Genomic DNA, 17334 nt, shown 5'->3' with positions numbered 1-17334 from the left:
CGTGAGAATAGGACTCTCGCAAGCTGCATTCGGCACTGCATCATAATTTTCCTAAAGGAGCCCGCAGACATGTCCGCGCAACACGAAACTGTTTACCTGACAACGGCGCAGGCGATCATTCGCTGGCTGTCGAACCAGTTCATCGAGATCGACGGGCAGGAATATAGCCTATGTGGCGGGGGTTTCGGGATTTTTGGTCATGGCAATGTGACCTGCCTGGGCGAGGCACTGAATACTGTCCGGGATGAGCTGCCGTTGTATCGCGGGCAGAATGAACAGAGCATGGGATTCGCCGCCGCGGGCTATGCCAAGCAATGGCTGCGTCAGCGATTCATGTTCTGCACCGCTAGCGCAGGGCCCGGTACTGCGAATCTGTTGACTGCTGCTGGACTGGCCCATGCGAACCGACTGCCAATGCTGATGTTGTGCGGGGACACGTTCATCACCCGCTTGCCGGATCCGGTTCTGCAGCAGATGGAGAACTACTATGACCCGACGTTTGGTGTGAATGACGCCTTCAAACCGGTCAGCCGCTATTGGGATCGCATCACGCATCCGGCACAGGTCATTCAATCTCTGCCCGCCGCTATAGCGACAATGCTGGACCCGGGCGATTGCGGGCCGGCGTTCCTTGGGTTGCCACAGGATGTGCAGGGTTGGACCTATGACTACCCGGTGAAGTTCTTTGAGAAAAAAGTGCATCGCATTCGCCGCCAATCTCCCGATGCGGATGAAATCGCCGATGCTGCTACCGCGTTGGCAGGGGCGAAACGCCCGATGATCATCGCGGGTGGCGGCGTGCAATATTCGCAAGCCGTGGCCGAGCTGACCGAATTCGCCGAAAAGCTTCAGATCCCGGTCGTCGAAACCATCGCAGGCCGCGCCAATATGCTGGCGACCCATCCGCTGAACATTGGCCCGATCGGCGTCACTGGATCGGACAGTGCGAACGCAATTGCGGAACAAGCCGATGTGATCGTCGCTGTTGGCACGCGGCTGCAGGATTTTACCACCGGATCGTGGACCGCCTTTGCCAAAGACGCTCAGTTCATCTCGATCAATGCTGCGCGGCATGATGCGGGTAAGCACATGTCCTTACCAGTTGTTGGGGATGCCAAGCTTTCAATTCAGGCTCTAACACAGGCAATTGACTACACGGCTGCATCCGATTGGGTTTCACTGGCGCAGGACGAACGGCGTAAATGGGATGCCTATGTGGCCGAGAATGTCGCGTACGGGAACCGCCCAAGCTCCTACGCGCAAGCCATCGGCGTTGTGAACGAGCTTTGCGACCCGCGTGACCGTGTGGTCGCCGCTGCCGGAGGTTTGCCCGCCGAGGTCACTGCCAATTGGCGCACGCTGGATATTGGCACCGTTGATGTCGAGTTCGGATTCTCCTGCATGGGCTATGAGATCGCGGGCGCTTGGGGCGCGCGCATTGCCCAATCTGAGCGTGAGCCGGATAAGGACACGATTACCTTCTGCGGTGATGGCTCATATCTGATGCTGAACTCGGACATCTATTCCTCGGTTCTGAGCCGTAAGAAGATGATTGTTCTGGTGCTGGACAATGGCGGTTTTGCAGTAATCAACAAGCTGCAGAACAACACAGGCAACGAAAGCTTCAACAACCTGCTGGAAGACTGCCCCACCATCCCCGAAGCCTTTGGCGTTGATTTCGCGGCCCACGCAGCCTCGATGGGGGCCACCAGCGAAAAGGTCGCGAACCCGGCAGAGCTGGCCGAAGCGTTCAAGCGCGCCAAGGCCAGCGACAAGACTTATGTGATTGTGATGGACGTGGACGCCTATGAAGGCTGGACCACTGAAGGCCATGCATGGTGGGAGGTTGGAACACCCCACACTTCGGCTGACGAGAGGGTTCGTGATGCCCATGTCGAATGGGAATCGACCCGTGAAAAACAACGCAAGGGCATCTGATGAAACGGTTCAAGGCAGAAACGGCTGACCCAGACGTCATTGTGGATGAATTGCTGAACGGTGACGGAGTCGTCGCAATCTCGGGCCTTTTCACCCCTGAAGAGATCGCCGAGGCACGTGCCATCGTCATGGCCGAATCCGAAACAGCGGCCGAGAAAGTGACCCATTTCCAAGGCGCTGCGGAAGAAGATGGCAAACTGAACCTGCAGCGGCGGGTCTGGAACCTGTTGGCCAAGGGCGACGTGTTTTCACGCATGGCTGCACATCCGGTTCTGATGAAGATCCTCCGCAAGTTTCTGGGGACCGAGTTCATCATGGGCTCGATCGCTGCCAATCGCATCCTGCCGGGCGGGCCGGGGCAGGAGCCGCATGTCGACTATCCCTATTGGGACTTTCACAGCCCCGAAACGCATCCCGTCGGTCTGAATGGATCATTTCCAATGAATGCACAGGTCTCGGTTTTGCTGGACCCGTTCACCAAGGAAAGCGGCGCGACCGGCTATGTACCCGGATCGCAGAAAGAGCTTCGTTATCCCACGCCCGAAGACAAGTTCTATGACAAATGCGAGCAGATGACCGGTGAGCCTGGCGATGTTGCTCTGTTCTATGGCGTAACGTGGCATTGCGCGATGCCGAACAAAGCGGATCACGACCGCAGCGCGATCCTGATCCAGTATCTGCCCAAATGGGTTAAACCGATGGAAGATATGCCCGCTGCGCTACCGCAGGATTTCCTTGATCAGGCAAGTCCCGATCTGCGGCAGTTGCTGGGCCTGAATTATCCCTACCCCGAGGTGCTGGATGCCGCGCGGGCAGGCAATACCGAGGGGCGCACGTGACTCTGATCGAAGGTATAAAAGGTAACCGCTTTGCCGTGTTCGGCAGGGCCGGAATGGACATGTTTGCGGATCCGGTCGGAACCAAAAGCGAAGACGCACAAGTGTTTCGCGCCGATCTGGGCGGATCAAGCGCCAATATCTGCGCCGGACTGGTGAAGCTGGGATCGCAAGCGGCGCTGGTCACCTCGGTCTCGGATGATGCCGTGGGGCGGTTTTGTGTGAACCGGCTGCGCGACTATGGCGTTGAAACGAGATATGTCCGAGCTGTGGGTGGCGAGGCGCGTACGTCTTTGGCTGTCTACGAAAGTTGCATCGAAGACTTTCAGAATGTCATCTACCGCAACGGCGCCGCTGATTTCCAGGTAACCGAGGCGGATATGGATGAGGTCGACTACAGCGCCTTCTCAGCCCTGATCACGGCGGGCACGGTGTTTGCTGCGGAACCCTCACGCTCGGCCACCTTCCGCGCGTTTGAAAATGCGCGCGCCTCAGGCCTGCCGGTGATTTTCGACATCGATTACCGCCCCTATAGTTGGCCATCACCCGAAGTTGCCTCAGAGGTTCTGACCCGCGCAGGGAATGAAAGCGATCTGATCGTAGGCAATGATGAAGAGTTCGGCTTTATGGCGGGCGGCATCGAAAAAGGTTTAGACAAGGCCCGCGAATTGGCGGCCAATGGCAAGATGGTGATCTACAAGATGGGCCATGAGGGGGCCATTACGCTGGCAGACGGGCAAGAGGTCCGCACCGGCATCTACCCGGTTACCGCCGTGAAGCCCAACGGCGCGGGTGACAGTTTTCTGGCCGGTCTTCTGGCCTCGGTCGCTGCGGGGCATGACCTGCGCGATGCGGTGCTGCGCGGTTCGGCCTGCGCGTCGATCGTCGTGTCGAAACCCGGCTGCGCCGGGGCCATGCCAACCACGCCCGAACTTGACGAATTTCTGGCCCAACACCCGGGCTCCACGGATACCTGAAAGGAGACGCAGATGCATATTGCGCCCCATGACAACCAGAACAAACCTATCGTCGATGCCGACCATGATCTGGTGCCGCTAAACTATTTCAACATCGTCAAACTGAAAAAGGGCGAGGTGTTCGAATATGCCGTACCGGGCTATGAGACCTGCATCGTGCCCGCCACCGGTACCGTGGATGTCGATGTGGACGGCGCGATCTATACCAACCTTGGCAACCGCACCATCGACGTCTGGGATGGCGAGCCCGAGGGCGTATACGTTCCCGTCGGCGCCAAGGTTCGAATAACCTGCATGACGGATGAAACCGAAACCTTCATCGCGGGCGCAAAATTCGACCGTGTGCTTGAACCCTTTGATGTCCGCGTACCCGAGCTGGATCTGGTGCAGTATGGATCGGACGACACCAAAACCCATCGAAAAATCAAACACATTCTGGGCGCGAACCATCACGACAAGGTCGGCCGCTTGCTGGTGTCTGAACTTTATACCGTGGGTCAGGGCGGCTGGTCCGGCTTTCCCAGCCACAAACATGACACCGACCGCAAAAGCGACGATGGCGAAATGATCGAAACCCGCCATGACGAAACCTATAATTTCCGCTTCCGGCCCAACTATGGTTCTGGCGTCCAGATGCTGCAGCGCGAAGACAACAAGCCGGGTGATGCCTATCACATCATGGATGGCTCGACGATCCTGCTGGACAAGGGCTATCACCCCTGCGCAGTTTTGCCGGGGTATGAAATGTACTATTTCACCATCCTCGGCGGGCTCAGTCAGCGCTCGCTGAAGCAGTATTTCCAACCGACCCATGCAGCCCAGCTGCATACGATCCCGGGCATTATGGACATGGTGGCCAAGTTCAAATGAGCCTTGTGACATTATCGGACGTGCTGCAACCCGCGCTGCGTGACGGCTATGCCGTGGCCGGGTTGGTGACGCTGGGCTGGGAGGATATGCGTGCCTACGTGGCCGCTGCCGAAGCCGAAGGCGTACCGATCATCCTGCAAGCCGGCCCATCATGCCGCGAACACACGCCGCTGCCGGTTCTGGGCAAGATGTTCCGCCATCTGGCCGAATGTGCCAGCGTGCCCGTCGTGGCGCATCTGGACCATGGCTACACCCATGACGAATGCCACATCGCCATCGACAGCGGCTTCACCTCTGTCATGTTTGACGGCTCACGCAAGCCTTTGGAACAGAATATCGCCGAGACCACTGCAATTGCCGAGATGGCCCATGCCGCTGGTGTCTCCTGCGAGGGTGAAATCGGTTTTGTCGGCTATTCGGGTGGTGAAGGTTCGGACGGAACCGACCCGGCGGAAGCCGCGCAATTCGCCCGAGAGACCAGCGTGGATGCAATGGCGATCTCGGTCGGCAACGTCCACTTGCAGCAGAACAAAGAGGGCGGTCTGGACGAGACCCGTATCCGCGCCATCGAAGCCGTGACCGAGATACCTCTGGTGATCCATGGCGGCTCGGGCGTGCCGGTTGCGCAACGTGCTGCGCTGGCGCGCGGATCGAAAATCTGCAAATTTAACATCGGGACCGAGCTGCGAATGGCCTTTGGGAATGCCCTGCGAACGGCCGTGAATGCCGATCCGGACAGGTTCGACCGCGTTCAAATACTGAAAGATACACATGAACCGGTGGTCGAGGCGACGCGCCGAGTACTGAAAGCGTTCAAAGGGGCATGACATGCTGAATATTGGGCTATTGGGATGCGGGCGGATCGGTCAGGTTCATGCGCGCTCGATCGGGCAGATTGATGGCGCACGGGTGAGCGCAGTGGCGGACGCATTCACAGAACCGGCTCAGATGCTGGCCGACAAAACTGGCGCACAGATCCTGTCGGCGGACGAACTGATCGAAAGCAAAGATGTCGATGCTGTCGTCATCGGTACTCCGACCGACACCCACTACGATCTGATCCATAAAGCGGCGAATACCGGCAAAGCGATCTTCTGCGAAAAGCCGGTGGACATGTCCGCTGACCGCATCCGCGACTGCATCAAGGTGGTCGAAGCCACCGGCGTGCCCTTCATGACGGCCTTCAACCGCCGCTTTGATCCGAGCTTTGCCAATATTCAATCCCGCATCGCCGAAGGTGAGATCGGCGCGGTCGAAATTGTTACCATTCTGTCCCGCGACCCCTCGCCGCCACCGATCAGCTATATCGAAAGCTCAGGTGGGTTGTTCCGCGATATGATGATCCATGACTTGGATATGGCACGTTTCTTACTGGGCGAAGAACCTATCAGCGTTTACGCTGTTGGATCATCGCTCGTCGATCCCGAGGTCGGCAAAGCCGGAGACGTCGACACCGCAGCCGTAACCCTGACGACGGCCAGTGGCAAGATTTGCCAGATCTCCAACTCGCGCCGCGCCAGCTACGGCTATGATCAGCGCATCGAGGTGCATGGCGAGAAGGGCATGTTGCGGGCTGAAAACATGTTGGAGAATGCGGTTGAGGTCGCGACTCCGTTGGGTTTCCGCAAAGCCCCCGCCCAGCATTTCTTTCTTGAACGCTACGAAGGCGCCTATCAAGCCGAGATGGCCCATTTCATTGCCGCTGTGTCCGGATCAGGACAACTTGCACCAGGTATCATCGATGGGCTGCGGGCTCAGTTGCTGGCCGATGCGGCGGACGCGTCCTTGAAGCAGGGCATCGTTATCAGCCTCGCTTGAGGTTTTTGGGAAATCATCGAGGTTCAAGGTACGACGCGCCAAACTCGTACCCCCTCAAGAAATCATCAGACATCTTCTAGGCGCGCCGTATCGTTTTGGTATCTGGGCGAGATGTCCGGAATGTGTCTGAAAGATTAATTTTCCCAACTACGGGGAACCCCCAATATACGGGCCTACACGCATCGCATAACCTGAGCTCAACGGACCACTTTCACTGTTCCGTGTATCCCCTTCAGAGGGGTTGGCTCGACCCCCTCGCCAACCCCTCTGCTAGGTGGAATGTGAGGCGACGCTTTCAATCTAATACCGCCACCGCGAGATTTGGACGAAGCGGGCTTGTTTTCGGGCCCTAGACCTGTTCACTTTGGGTGACGACGGCGTCAACGATGAACGAAAAAGAAGTACATGGTGTTTCTTTAATTTTTTAGTTTCAATGTCTTACTACAAAGCCACCGACACCCCGAGAGAACAGTTGTCACGAGCGCGACAACATGCGCCTAAAGGCCCTACAACTTTGCGGTGCTACATTAGATCGCTGAAACAAGCGCATTCACGGCTCCGGCAAAACCAGCCACTGCCACAACACTTGCCAAAATGACGCAAAGGATTTCCAACGCACTAAGTTTCATATCGGCCCCCACCGGAATGCTGCACCCGGCATAGAGCAAGTCTTGAAAGGCGAAAAGTGAGCTTATGTTTACGTTGCGGAAACTTGCTATCCAGGCAGCGCTTACTTGCTCAGATACCGCTCTCAGGACGTTAGTTGGGGTCGTTCTGATGGCATTTCTATCTTGACCTGTTGCACCTCTGCATCGCCGATTGCACATCATTCAGCGCGCAACGATCAATGGAAAGATACCTGAAACTGCGCACATAGAATCTAATGGCGCTGTCGAGGTACACCATAACTACACCCAGTTGCGCGATACAAATGGTTTGAACGCGCATTGTATCAACGCCACCGAGAATGCGCTTCATTCATTGGACGATCAGAAGATTGCTCGTGGGGCGGCATATCGAACTAGGTAACCCCCTCAAATCCAGTTGGAAAAACTAGAAAGTGCTAAAAATAAAGACATGCCGCCCACTGTGCCAGGATGGCATTATGGCAAAAATGTGTCCACGGCTAAATTCGAAACTCTTAGTTCGTGAATTGGAAACAAGATGTTTCGGAAAGACTCTCGGGGCCACTGAGAACCCTGCACTTCGAAGGTGCTCAGTGATGAGAGTTTGAATTCGAAAGATAACTCTATGACGTCACTCTCTCCACCTATGAAGATGGCTCGATAAGCGGACCATCGCTGCATGGTGTCCTTCTCAGCAGAAACTACGATACCTCTCATTGGATGAGGGATAGCCTCATCAAGCTTCAACCAAATAGCACGGCCAACACTGGATGGGCACTTCCCGAGCTACTGAACTGACACTTTAAACTGGAATGCATCTTGCTTCCCCATCTGTGCCCATCGCGCATCCTTCGTTCCAGAGAACGGTTCAAGTCATCAAACCTTGGGAGCAAAATTTGTTCTAAACAAAAAACGGGGGAGTTCTAGGTTAGTTCAATATACTTCAACTGATAAGCATCCATTTTGACGAAATATAGTACAATGCTTCAATTGGTAGAAATCCAAAGATCTAATTCAATTGTAACACGACCCTTGGGTTTTACCGTTGTGTTGTCATAGAGAAAGATGAATTAGCAGCGCTTGAAGTCTTGGTACGTGTTGATGCAAAAATTGAAGCCAATGACAAGATGTCAAGAAACGCCTTTTGTCGATATTCAAGTGGCATTCACTCTTTGACCTCTTAATGTGCATCCTTATCTCGCGCTGCGACGGTGCGTTTCATTCTTATTCACCGGAATCAAGCACTTATGAAGTAATGCGGAAGCTTTCCCTCTTTGACACCTACCAATGACCGGAAAGTATCAGTTCATATCACCCACCACTAAATTTATTTATTTATATCTGGAACTTAACAAATACCTGCGTTCTCAATTGCAAATGTCGAGCGCGTTTAATGTCGACGAGTTACTGAGATTAGTGTACTACTGACCCTAACTGTGGGGTTATTTTTATTTAAAACAATCGATCAGGGTGTCGAATTTTAGGCATTAGAAACATTTAATCTATTTACTTTGAGGTCAAGATATGGGGTAGACCAGACAAAGTTTTCGAAGACTAAAACACCAGAAGCCCGCCTAATGGCCATCGTGTTCATTGATGCATGTGGGTACTCGTTAGCGGTTCGCGAAACTGAAATGCGAACCCTATCCACTATTCGCGCGGATCTGAATTTAGCCAGTGAAGTAGTGGTCGCTCTTGGAGGTGAAGTCACGGGTATTGCTGGTGATGGTTTTTGCGCGACATTCAGAAGTGTTTCAGTCGCGGTAGAAGCCTCGTTGAGGGTACAGGAAACTCTTTCCGCACAAGTCGGAAACTATGATCGCGGGTTCAGGATCGGTGTACATGTTGGTGATACATTTGAAATAGACCGCCAAATCATAGGGAACACCGTGAACACTGCGGCCCGTATCGAAAGTGCTGGATCGGCCGGTGACGTCCTGGTCTCCAGTGCGGTCCGAAATTCGCTTCGGGGTGGAAACGACTTTCGGTTTGTCTCCATCGGCTACCCAACACTAAAAAATTTGGGAAACTCTCTCGAGTTATTCAAGGTGATCAGGGTTTCGGACCAAGGGTCGCTGTCAAAGGCCCGTCTCGAATTGATTGGGTATCCGAAGTATTGGGGCTCCCAAAACACTTTGCTGGACCTAAGCAACGAGCAGACAATGCTTCTCTCGCTCCTAGCTTGCTCTCAAGGTGTTTTTTCAGCGCATCGGGCTGGCGAAATTATTTGGGAGGACCAGTCTACTTCTGAAAGGTCTGCTTTATTGGAGCGGCTCGTCGACGCCACCAATGAACACACGGGTTTGGCAACCCTAATCAGTGTAGTTCGCGACAAAGATCTCATTTGCCTCAATCAACAAGAATTGGAAATAGACCTAACGGAGCCAACAGTAGAACTATCGAATAATAGGCTGTTGGAGGGTTTCAATTGCCGCAATGCTGCTTTCATGGATTGGCTCCAGCATCAACGGTCTGCGGTTCGATGCATCAACCAAGATGGTGCTAATCTAGTAAGTAAAACCGATCTCACAACTCAGCCAACGCCTAATGCGTCATGGGTAGAAACTACGAGAACAAATTTCGTAATTGGCCTTCTAGCCTCAGATGTGGGAGCGGGATCGGAAAAAGCCTCTTTCGTAGCAAATATCGTCGCAGAGCAGCTATCAAAATCTCTTTCGGAAACCGAGGCCCTGATTGTTCAGGACTATCGCACCCCGAACGTGCCCGGGCCATACAACTCCAGCCCCAGCCACGGTGTTGGTCCCGACTTGTTTCTTCAGTGCAGAGCGTCAGCCTGCGAAAGCATGCTTCAAGTTTCTGTCACTGCAATGCGCCCCGAGGACCGGAAAGTTATTTGGAATCAGAATGTGGTGGCTGATCAGGGCGACTTTCTTGGGCTCTCAACCTCCAGCGTTGCAGCTTTTGTAAGCTACGCTACTGATGCGCTCCTCACGGCATTGGTGAATGGGCGTCATATGCGAGACCCCGCTGCCCATCATGCTGCAAAGACGGCGATCTCAGCAGTCCATCACTTGCTAACAATGTCCGGACCCGGTTTGGACCATTTGCAGGCAGACATATTGGCGGCCTACGAAATCGACCCCAAGCCTGTTTACTTGGCCTGGCTAGCATATTTTACGACGTTCCAAATCGGCGAACGTTACGGAACGTGGGACATTGAGCTTGAAGAAAGAGCACGAGAGCTAGCGAGGCGAGCAGTCGAAGCTGACGCAGATAACGGGACCGTTTTAGGGCTTGTCGCTCACGTCTATTCCTACGTGTTCCGCGAGTTTTCGATTGCTCAGGACCTTTCTGACAGAGCCCTGGAGTTGAGCCCATATCGTGCAATGTGTTGGGATTCTGCTGCGATGCTCTATTGCTATACCGATCGTCCGAGGCTTGCAGTGGAGGCCGCGAACAAAGCTAGGGTTATCGGACGGCACAGCCCTTATCGTCATCTATTCGACGGCGCAAGCTGCGTAGCTTCGTTGGTAAATGGCGACTTCGAACAAGCCGTCAAATTTGGCGAAAACGTAATGGCGGTACAACCACAGTTTAAAGCAGTTATGCGCTATCTGGCGGCATCATACGGTCACTTGGGCGATCACACCAAAGGTGAGAAAGCGTTACATCGACTTGTCGAATTGGAGCCAGACATGTCTCTCACAAGTATTCGAGAAGACTGGTTTCCGGTTCCGACCCGCTTCAGCGCAAAATTAATGGAGGATGGTCTGAGCCGTATCGGGCTACCAAAACAAATTTAGTATTTGGATTTAGGGAGGGGAGTTCATTGGACTACGTTAAGTTTCTCAACGACTACGGTATGCTTGTTCGGCGCGGAGAATTGATTTCGTGTAAGATTCTGAAGTTCAGTGCGAGCCTGTTGAATGCGAAGAAGATGTTTCATCCAGAAGGAAAAGAACTATCAACTAAATATCTGGAGCTAGCTTTCGAGGCACTCGATGAAAAGGACGAATCCCGAATTCAGTTCTTTGGCGAACTGCTCAGCGAATTGAATAAAATCACTTTCGACACAGTCAATAGAGATACCGAAGGAAGTAAGATACTTAAGGGTATGGTCGAGCGCCTTTCTGCTGCCGGAGTGGCTACAATTGCAATGGGTCAGTCTTCATCTTTTGCGCTTAACCGCAACAGAAATAGAAACCGCAATAGGAACAGGAATCGAAATCGGAACAGAAACAGGAATCGAAATCGGAACAGAAACCGTAGTGAATTCGGATTTGATGGTAGTGAAGCGGCATTTGGCTGGCGCGAAATGCGTGATCTCTGTAAGATTGGTATTCCCATTGATACCAGTATTCTCGGGAAAATCTGGGAGAATATTGATCTTCTTCCACCTCCAGGACCCGATGAAAGCCTGATTGAAACCACTCATCTGCTGGAGCTTCAAGAACAGCTGAAACAGCCAGATCAAGTGCGTCGCCGCGACGAAATTGTTGCACAAGCGCAGTTCGGAATTGACGATTACCTGACTCCTTTGGGGATAGACGAGCAAGGCGGCTTTGATGCGACGAAGGCCTTGATGGTCATCTTGCTGGAAATCACCAACGAGATCGGCCTTACTTACAAGAATAGGTTCAGCCGACCTCGACCAAACATCGTGCAGCCACTTATCCGTCCTTACATCCCCGTACCCTTTCACGCTGCATATCCATCCAACCATTCTTATCAATCATTCGCGATTGCCGAGCTGTTCTCTCGGCTGGTTCCCGAGCATCCGGGAACGATAGCGCTTTTCCATCGCGCCCAGCGTATTGCCGAGAACAGAGAGTGGGCAGGTGTACACTACCCAAGCGATACAGCTGCAGGACGAAGTCTCGCAAAGAAAACAGTGGTTTATCTAACAGAAGCTCTCGATGAACTGATGGATGAAGCCCAGGACGAATGGCTGGGATAGCTACAAAGGGGAGGTGAGCCAATGCCTGTTGGCGATGAGTTATATAAACGTTACTACTATCTTTGGCATCTGGTGGCGATCAATGCGATTTCCGTACCAACTGGCACCTCATCTGGTGAGGTTTGCCCGACGATAACTGGTGTCGAATGGGATTTTGCAGGACGGGATATAAAAATCGGCCTCATTGATATGGGGGTGGCCCGGCATCATCCAAACTTAGAAGCGCCAGAGGCCCCCCTTCCCCCTCCAGATCAGGTTATTTGGAATGACGCAATTGATTTAGCGAGCCACCCGTATGGAGCAAAGTACGAGGAGTTATCGGCATATCCTGCAGCAAACAGACACCGCGAGCTACCAGAACAACATTTGACCGGTATCAGCGCTTTGGTCATACCTGGGCTCGACCCTGAAGAAACAGAGATAATTAACAGAATTAGTAACGGTTTTGGCGTCAAGCGTTACGTCGATGCCTATGATGATCGGTATGCCGCTCACGGGACTGGATGTGCCGGCCTGACGAGCGGTACCAGTTATGAATTGGATCAGTTCGGCAATACGGGTAATGTTGCCCCTTACTTTGGCGTAGACCCGCTAAGCAAAGTAGTTCCTATCACAACTTCAATATCTCCTAGCCCTGAGGAACTGATAGCGGCCTTTCTTTATGCAGAAGCGAAAGGTGTGGATGTCATTCTATTTCCGCGCGATGCCGCTGACCCTTCGTATTGGCCCGGCTATCCAACATCTTTTGACGATGATGAAGAGACCCGCCTTCACAAAAGTAAGGCGGGAGAAGTTCATGAAGATATTTTGGATATCCAAAAATCCTGGGCTCTACTTGAGAAAGTCATAGAATGGGTAAGCAAGCAGACGCCTGTTGTATGCGCCGCAGGTAATGAGGGCAGGAGTGAACTGATTTACCCGGCCAGTTTGTCATCGAATTCCGCAAACGGTGTCATTTCAGTAGGCGCCGTCAATTACAACGGCTACCGATCGGGTTATTCCAACTACTCGGGTGATCTGACCGTAGTCGCACCTTCAGATGACGGAGAAGTATATAACAGATACCAAATCCGATTGGACCGTCGCGCTGCTTCAGCAGGCGACTTCTGGGTAGAGAACGTGCACAAAAAGCGCGAACCACCTTATGATGATATCCCTGAAATTTCATTTGCCTCACAACGGTTACTTTCCTTGGATGTTCCAGGACCGCGGGGCTACGTGGAAGGAACATTCGCTGGCCCTGTGAAGAAACGAGAAAGTGCGCGCGACGATCCTTCGGGATTATATGCTGAATTTGGAGGCACATCGGGTGCTGCTGCCTTGGTCGCCGGAGCAATCGCGATGATGCAGCGCAAGTCGACTTCAAAGGTGTCAGGTGTTGACGTCAAGAACATTTTCGAAGGTTTTTCGGCTGATACCAATAAACTAAATCTAGACCACTGGTATTGGTTAGATGCAGGGTCATCTTTGCAGCCAGATGCCATGAACTCATATACTACACCGAGCACTGATGAGCTTTTTGGGCAGGCAGGACTATTGGACGTTGCAAAACTACTTTTGCAGGTTTGAACAAACTAGTACGTGTGATTGGTTGATGCCGCTCCTTTCAAGGCATTTTGCCGCAATGGAGATTGAATATGGGAATGAAGCGCACGGATTGATTCGTCTCTGCTGCGGGACGGATCAAGCTGATCATAGGGCTTTCACGCCAACAGACTGCGCATGAACGCGGCATTGGCCTTAAGCGATCGGAACGCTTGGTGAAGAATATCAATATCGCGCCATTAATGGGTTGGGATCAGAAGCACGTAGAGCAATAGATTCAGGGTCATCCCTATTCTCCCATTCTTCCTCACGCGTCGATTTAAGGGCGTGGCGCTATAAAGTGCTTGATCGTTAATCGAACAGTCCGGTGGACTGTTTGTAGTCTGCGCGGGCTGCTCTGGGATTTTCTAAAGTTGGTTGCGGGAGCAGGATTTGAACCTGCGACCTTCAGGTTATGAGCCTGACGAGCTACCGGGCTGCTCCATCCCGCGACACTTTAAGTGACCTATCGCTTACGCTACTTGAGGTCTTGTGTTGGTCTAGCGCCTATTCGGCTACTTGAGACCGGGTAGTGTTCTTTTCATCGTGTTAGAGAGATGTGGGCTTTTTCTAGGTTTGGCGGTGACCTACTCTCCCGGGGCTTAAGCCCAAGTACCATTGGCGCGGCAGTGCTTAACTTCCGGGTTCGGGATGGGACCGGGTGTTTCACTTGCGCTATGACCACCAAACCGAGGAAAAGCCCATGTCGACTTTCCTGCGTTGCAGGAAAGCGACGAGGTGGCAGGCAGCGCCTTTTGCTTGCAAAAGGCGCGTTGCCACTCGGTTATAGTATCAACCAACATCGCGGCTTGGCGCTGCGACGTTATCCAACTCAAGGTCAGTGTATGCTTTTGGTGATTTGTCTTTCCATTACTGGATCAAATCAAGCCTATCGGGCGATTAGTACCGGTCAACTGAACGCATTACTGCGCTTACATCTCCGGCCTATTGACGTGGTGGTCTTCCACGGCCCTCAGGGAGACCTTGTTTTGAGGGGGCTTCCCGCTTAGATGCCTTCAGCGGTTATCCTGTCCGATCATAGCTACCCAGCACTGCCGTTGGCACGACAACTGGTCCACCAGTGGATCGTTCACCCCGGTCCTCTCGTACTAGGGGCAACTCCTCTCAAGTCTCCTACACCCACGGCAGATAGGGACCGAACTGTCTCACGACGTTCTAAACCCAGCTCACGTACCTCTTTAAACGGCGAACAGCCGTACCCTTGGGACCTGCTCCAGCCCCAGGATGAGATGAGCCGACATCGAGGTGCCAAACACTGCCGTCGATATGGACTCTTGGGCAGTATCAGCCTGTTATCCCCGGCGTACCTTTTATCCGTTGAGCGATGGCCCTTCCACTCGGGACCACCGGATCACTATGGCCGTCTTTCGACTCTGCTCGACTTGTCAGTCTTGCAGTCAGGCTGGCTTCTGCCATTGCACTCAACGAGCGATTTCCGACCGCTCTGAGCCAACCTTCGCGCGCCTCCGTTACGCTTTAGGAGGCGACCGCCCCAGTCAAACTACCCGCCACGCAGGGTCCCGGATCCGGATAACGGACCGCGGTTAGACATCAAGAGTGCGAAGGGTGGTATCTCAAGGGAGGCTCCACGGATACTTGCGTTTCCGCTTCAAAGCCTACCACCTATCCTGCACATCACAATCCTGATGCCAGTGCGAAGCTGTAGTAAAGGTGCACGGGGTCTTTCCGTCTAACCGCGGGAAGCCTGCATCTTGACAGGCAATTCAATTTCGCTGAGTCGATGTTGGAGACAGCGGGGAAGTCGTTACGCCATTCGTGCAGGTCGGAACTTACCCGACAAGGAATTTCGCTACCTTAGGACCGTTATAGTTACGGCCGCCGTTTACCTGGGCTTCAATTCAAGGCTCTCACCTCTCCTTTTAACCTTCAGGCACCGGGCAGGCGTCAGACCCTATACGTCGTCTTGCGACTTCGCAGAGCCCTGTGTTTTTAATAAACAGTCGCCACCCCCTGGTTTGTGCCCCCAGCCCCTAGTTGCCTAGGAACCGGGCCTCCTTCTCGCGAACTTACGGAGGTATTTTGCCGAGTTCCTTCAACATCGTTCTCTCAAGCGCCTTGGTATGCTCTACCAGTCCACCTGTGTCGGTTTAGGGTACGGTCTGATGGAGGGCTATTTCCAGGAACCACTCAGCAGCCCAATCAATCCGATAAGATTGAACTACACCTGTGATCCGTCACATCCTCCTGGCCTAGGAATATTAACCTAGTTCCCATCGCCTACGCCTTTCGGCCTCGGCTTAGGGGCCGGCTTACCCTGCTCAGATTAGCTTTAAGCAGGAACCCTTGGACTTTCGGCGAGAGTGTCTCTCACACTCTTTGTCGCTACTCATGTCATCATTCTCACTAGTGATCTCTCCACGGGATCGCTCACGCGCCCGCTTCATCGAAAGCACTTTATCTTGCGCTACCGCCTATTCGGCTACTTGAGCGCGATTACTCGCACCAAATGACCGGCGATAATACAAGATAAGTGCTATGTCACACTACGCTCTGCTACCGATGCTTACGCATCCCTAGACTTCGGCTCATGGCTTGAGCCCCGTTACATCTTCGCCGCAGGACAACTTATTTAGACCAGTGAGCTGTTACGCTATCTTTAAAGGATGGCTGCTTCTAAGCCAACCTCCTGGTTGTTTTGGTCGTCCCACCTGCTTTCCCACTTAGCCATGAATTGGGGGCCTTAGTCGTAGGTCAGGGTTGTTTCCCTCTCCACTACGGACGTTAGCATCCGCAGTGTGTCTGCCATCTAGTACTCCCGGGTATTCGGAGTTTGGTTAGGATCAGTAAGCCTGTGGGGCCCCATTACCCATCCAGTGCTCTACCCCCGGGGTATTCGGATGACGCTCTACCTAAATAGATTTCGCAGAGAACCAGCTATCTCCGAGTTTGATTGGCCTTTCACCCCTAGGCACAGCTCATCCCGATCCTTTTCAACGGATGTGGGTTCGGTCCTCCAGTAAGTGTTACCTTACCTTCAACCTGGCCATGCCTAGATCACTCGGTTTCGGGTCTGATCCCACGAACTCATTCGCCCTATTAAGACTCGCTTTCGCTACGCCTACACCTAACGGCTTAAGCTTGCTCGTAAGACCAAGTCGATGACCCATTATACAAAAGGTACGCCGTCAGATCTCGAGGATCCTCCGACTGATTGTAGGCGTTCGGTTTCAGGTACTGTTTCACTCCCCTCGTCGGGGTGCTTTTCACCTTTCCCTCACGGTACTGGTTCGCTATCGGTCAGCAAGGAGTACTTAGCCTTCGAAGGTGGTCCTCCGATCTTCAGACAGAATTTCACGTGTTCCGCCCTACTTAATACGTCCATCAAAGCTTCCTATACGGGGCTGTCACCCGCTATGGCCACGCTTCCCAACGTGTTCTAGTCACTTATCTGGCTCGGCTGGTCCCCGTTCGCTCGCCGCTACTAGGGGAGTATCAATTGATTTCCTTTCCTCCGGGTACTTAGATGTTTCAGTTCCCCGGGTTTGCTCTTAAAACCCTATGTATTCAGGTCTTAAGTACCTGTTTAAACCCCATATTGAGTATCAAAGATAACAATATGAAGCTTTCAGGTGGGTTGCCCCATTCAGAGATCCATGGATCAAAGCTTATTCTCAGCTCCCCATGGCTTATCGCAGAGTATCACGTCTTTCATCGCCTCTTGCTGCCAAGGCATTCACCAAACGCCCTTCTCGCGCTTGATTTGATCCAGAAAGAGAAAGACTTGA

General features: G+C 53.1%; 9 protein-coding genes, 1 tRNA gene and 2 rRNA genes. 9 read left to right on the top strand and 3 right to left on the bottom strand.

Features of this window, described 5'->3' with window-relative positions; translation table 11 throughout:
- The first annotated feature begins 69 nt into the window (after positions 1 to 69).
- The 9 genes from iolD to AC1DFB_RS16035 all read left to right on the top strand — a co-directional run bounded on the left by iolD (position 70) and on the right by AC1DFB_RS16035 (position 13552).
- On the top strand, positions 70 to 1938 hold the full coding sequence (gene iolD / locus AC1DFB_RS16075) for a 3D-(3,5/4)-trihydroxycyclohexane-1,2-dione acylhydrolase (decyclizing) (protein ID WP_480921660.1): 1869 nt from the start codon (positions 70 to 72) through the stop codon (positions 1936 to 1938).
- Positions 1938 to 2777, top strand: a complete 840-nt coding sequence (locus AC1DFB_RS16070) for a phytanoyl-CoA dioxygenase family protein (RefSeq protein ID WP_170395022.1) — start codon at positions 1938 to 1940, stop codon at positions 2775 to 2777. The genes iolD and AC1DFB_RS16070 overlap by 1 nt, the downstream gene beginning before the upstream one ends.
- Positions 2774 to 3751 (top strand): 5-dehydro-2-deoxygluconokinase, encoded by a 978-nt coding sequence (gene iolC, locus AC1DFB_RS16065; RefSeq protein ID WP_480921659.1) that lies wholly within the window; start codon positions 2774 to 2776, stop codon positions 3749 to 3751. Before AC1DFB_RS16070 ends, iolC begins: the two co-directional genes overlap by 4 nt.
- Before the next feature lie 12 nt (positions 3752 to 3763).
- Positions 3764 to 4621, top strand: a complete 858-nt coding sequence (locus tag AC1DFB_RS16060) for a 5-deoxy-glucuronate isomerase (protein WP_170395026.1) — start codon at positions 3764 to 3766, stop codon at positions 4619 to 4621.
- A complete protein-coding gene (locus AC1DFB_RS16055) occupies positions 4618 to 5448 on the top strand; it encodes a class II fructose-bisphosphate aldolase (RefSeq protein WP_480568970.1) in 831 nt (276 codons plus the stop codon). The genes AC1DFB_RS16060 and AC1DFB_RS16055 overlap by 4 nt, the downstream gene beginning before the upstream one ends.
- Position 5449: 1 nt before the next feature.
- On the top strand, positions 5450 to 6439 hold the full coding sequence (iolG, locus tag AC1DFB_RS16050; RefSeq protein WP_480921658.1) for an inositol 2-dehydrogenase: 990 nt from the start codon (positions 5450 to 5452) through the stop codon (positions 6437 to 6439).
- 2203 nt (positions 6440 to 8642) lie between these two features.
- Positions 8643 to 10829, top strand: a complete 2187-nt coding sequence (locus tag AC1DFB_RS16045; RefSeq protein ID WP_480921657.1) for an adenylate/guanylate cyclase domain-containing protein — start codon at positions 8643 to 8645, stop codon at positions 10827 to 10829.
- A 26-nt stretch (positions 10830 to 10855) separates the two neighbouring features.
- Positions 10856 to 11983 carry a phosphatase PAP2 family protein gene (locus AC1DFB_RS16040; RefSeq protein WP_480921656.1) on the top strand — a complete coding sequence of 376 codons (1128 nt, stop codon included), beginning with the start codon at positions 10856 to 10858 and terminating at the stop codon, positions 11981 to 11983.
- A gap of 21 nt (positions 11984 to 12004) precedes the next feature.
- Positions 12005 to 13552, top strand: a complete 1548-nt coding sequence (locus AC1DFB_RS16035) for a S8 family serine peptidase (protein ID WP_480921655.1) — start codon at positions 12005 to 12007, stop codon at positions 13550 to 13552.
- Positions 13553 to 13942: 390 nt separating this feature from the next.
- On the opposite strand, the gene AC1DFB_RS16030 is transcribed toward AC1DFB_RS16035, so the two are convergent.
- The 3 genes from AC1DFB_RS16030 to AC1DFB_RS16020 all read right to left on the bottom strand — a co-directional run bounded on the left by AC1DFB_RS16030 (position 13943) and on the right by AC1DFB_RS16020 (position 17310).
- A tRNA-Met gene (locus AC1DFB_RS16030) sits at positions 13943 to 14019 on the bottom strand.
- A gap of 122 nt (positions 14020 to 14141) precedes the next feature.
- Positions 14142 to 14256, bottom strand: a 5S ribosomal RNA gene (gene rrf, locus AC1DFB_RS16025).
- A 190-nt stretch (positions 14257 to 14446) separates the two neighbouring features.
- Positions 14447 to 17310: ribosomal RNA gene (locus AC1DFB_RS16020) — 23S ribosomal RNA — on the bottom strand.
- Positions 17311 to 17334: the final 24 nt, after the last annotated feature.

Source organism: Ruegeria sp. S84, assembly GCF_056583445.1.
The sequence above is the reverse complement of the archived record's forward strand: the minus strand, read 5'-3'. Positions and strand labels throughout refer to the sequence as shown.

Excerpts from the sequence above, each read along its gene's own strand:
- AC1DFB_RS16060 (WP_170395026.1), top strand. The coding sequence starts at position 3,764 with ATGCATATTGCGCCCCATGACAACCAGAACAAACCTATCGTCGATGCC.
- AC1DFB_RS16070 (WP_170395022.1), top strand. The coding sequence starts at position 1,938 with ATGAAACGGTTCAAGGCAGAAACGGCTGACCCAGACGTCATTGTGGAT.
- iolG (WP_480921658.1), top strand. The coding sequence starts at position 5,450 with ATGCTGAATATTGGGCTATTGGGATGCGGGCGGATCGGTCAGGTTCAT.
- AC1DFB_RS16035 (WP_480921655.1), top strand. The coding sequence starts at position 12,005 with ATGCCTGTTGGCGATGAGTTATATAAACGTTACTACTATCTTTGGCAT.
- AC1DFB_RS16045 (WP_480921657.1), top strand. The coding sequence starts at position 8,643 with ATGGCCATCGTGTTCATTGATGCATGTGGGTACTCGTTAGCGGTTCGC.
- iolD (WP_480921660.1), top strand. The coding sequence starts at position 70 with ATGTCCGCGCAACACGAAACTGTTTACCTGACAACGGCGCAGGCGATC.
- AC1DFB_RS16055 (WP_480568970.1), top strand. The coding sequence starts at position 4,618 with ATGAGCCTTGTGACATTATCGGACGTGCTGCAACCCGCGCTGCGTGAC.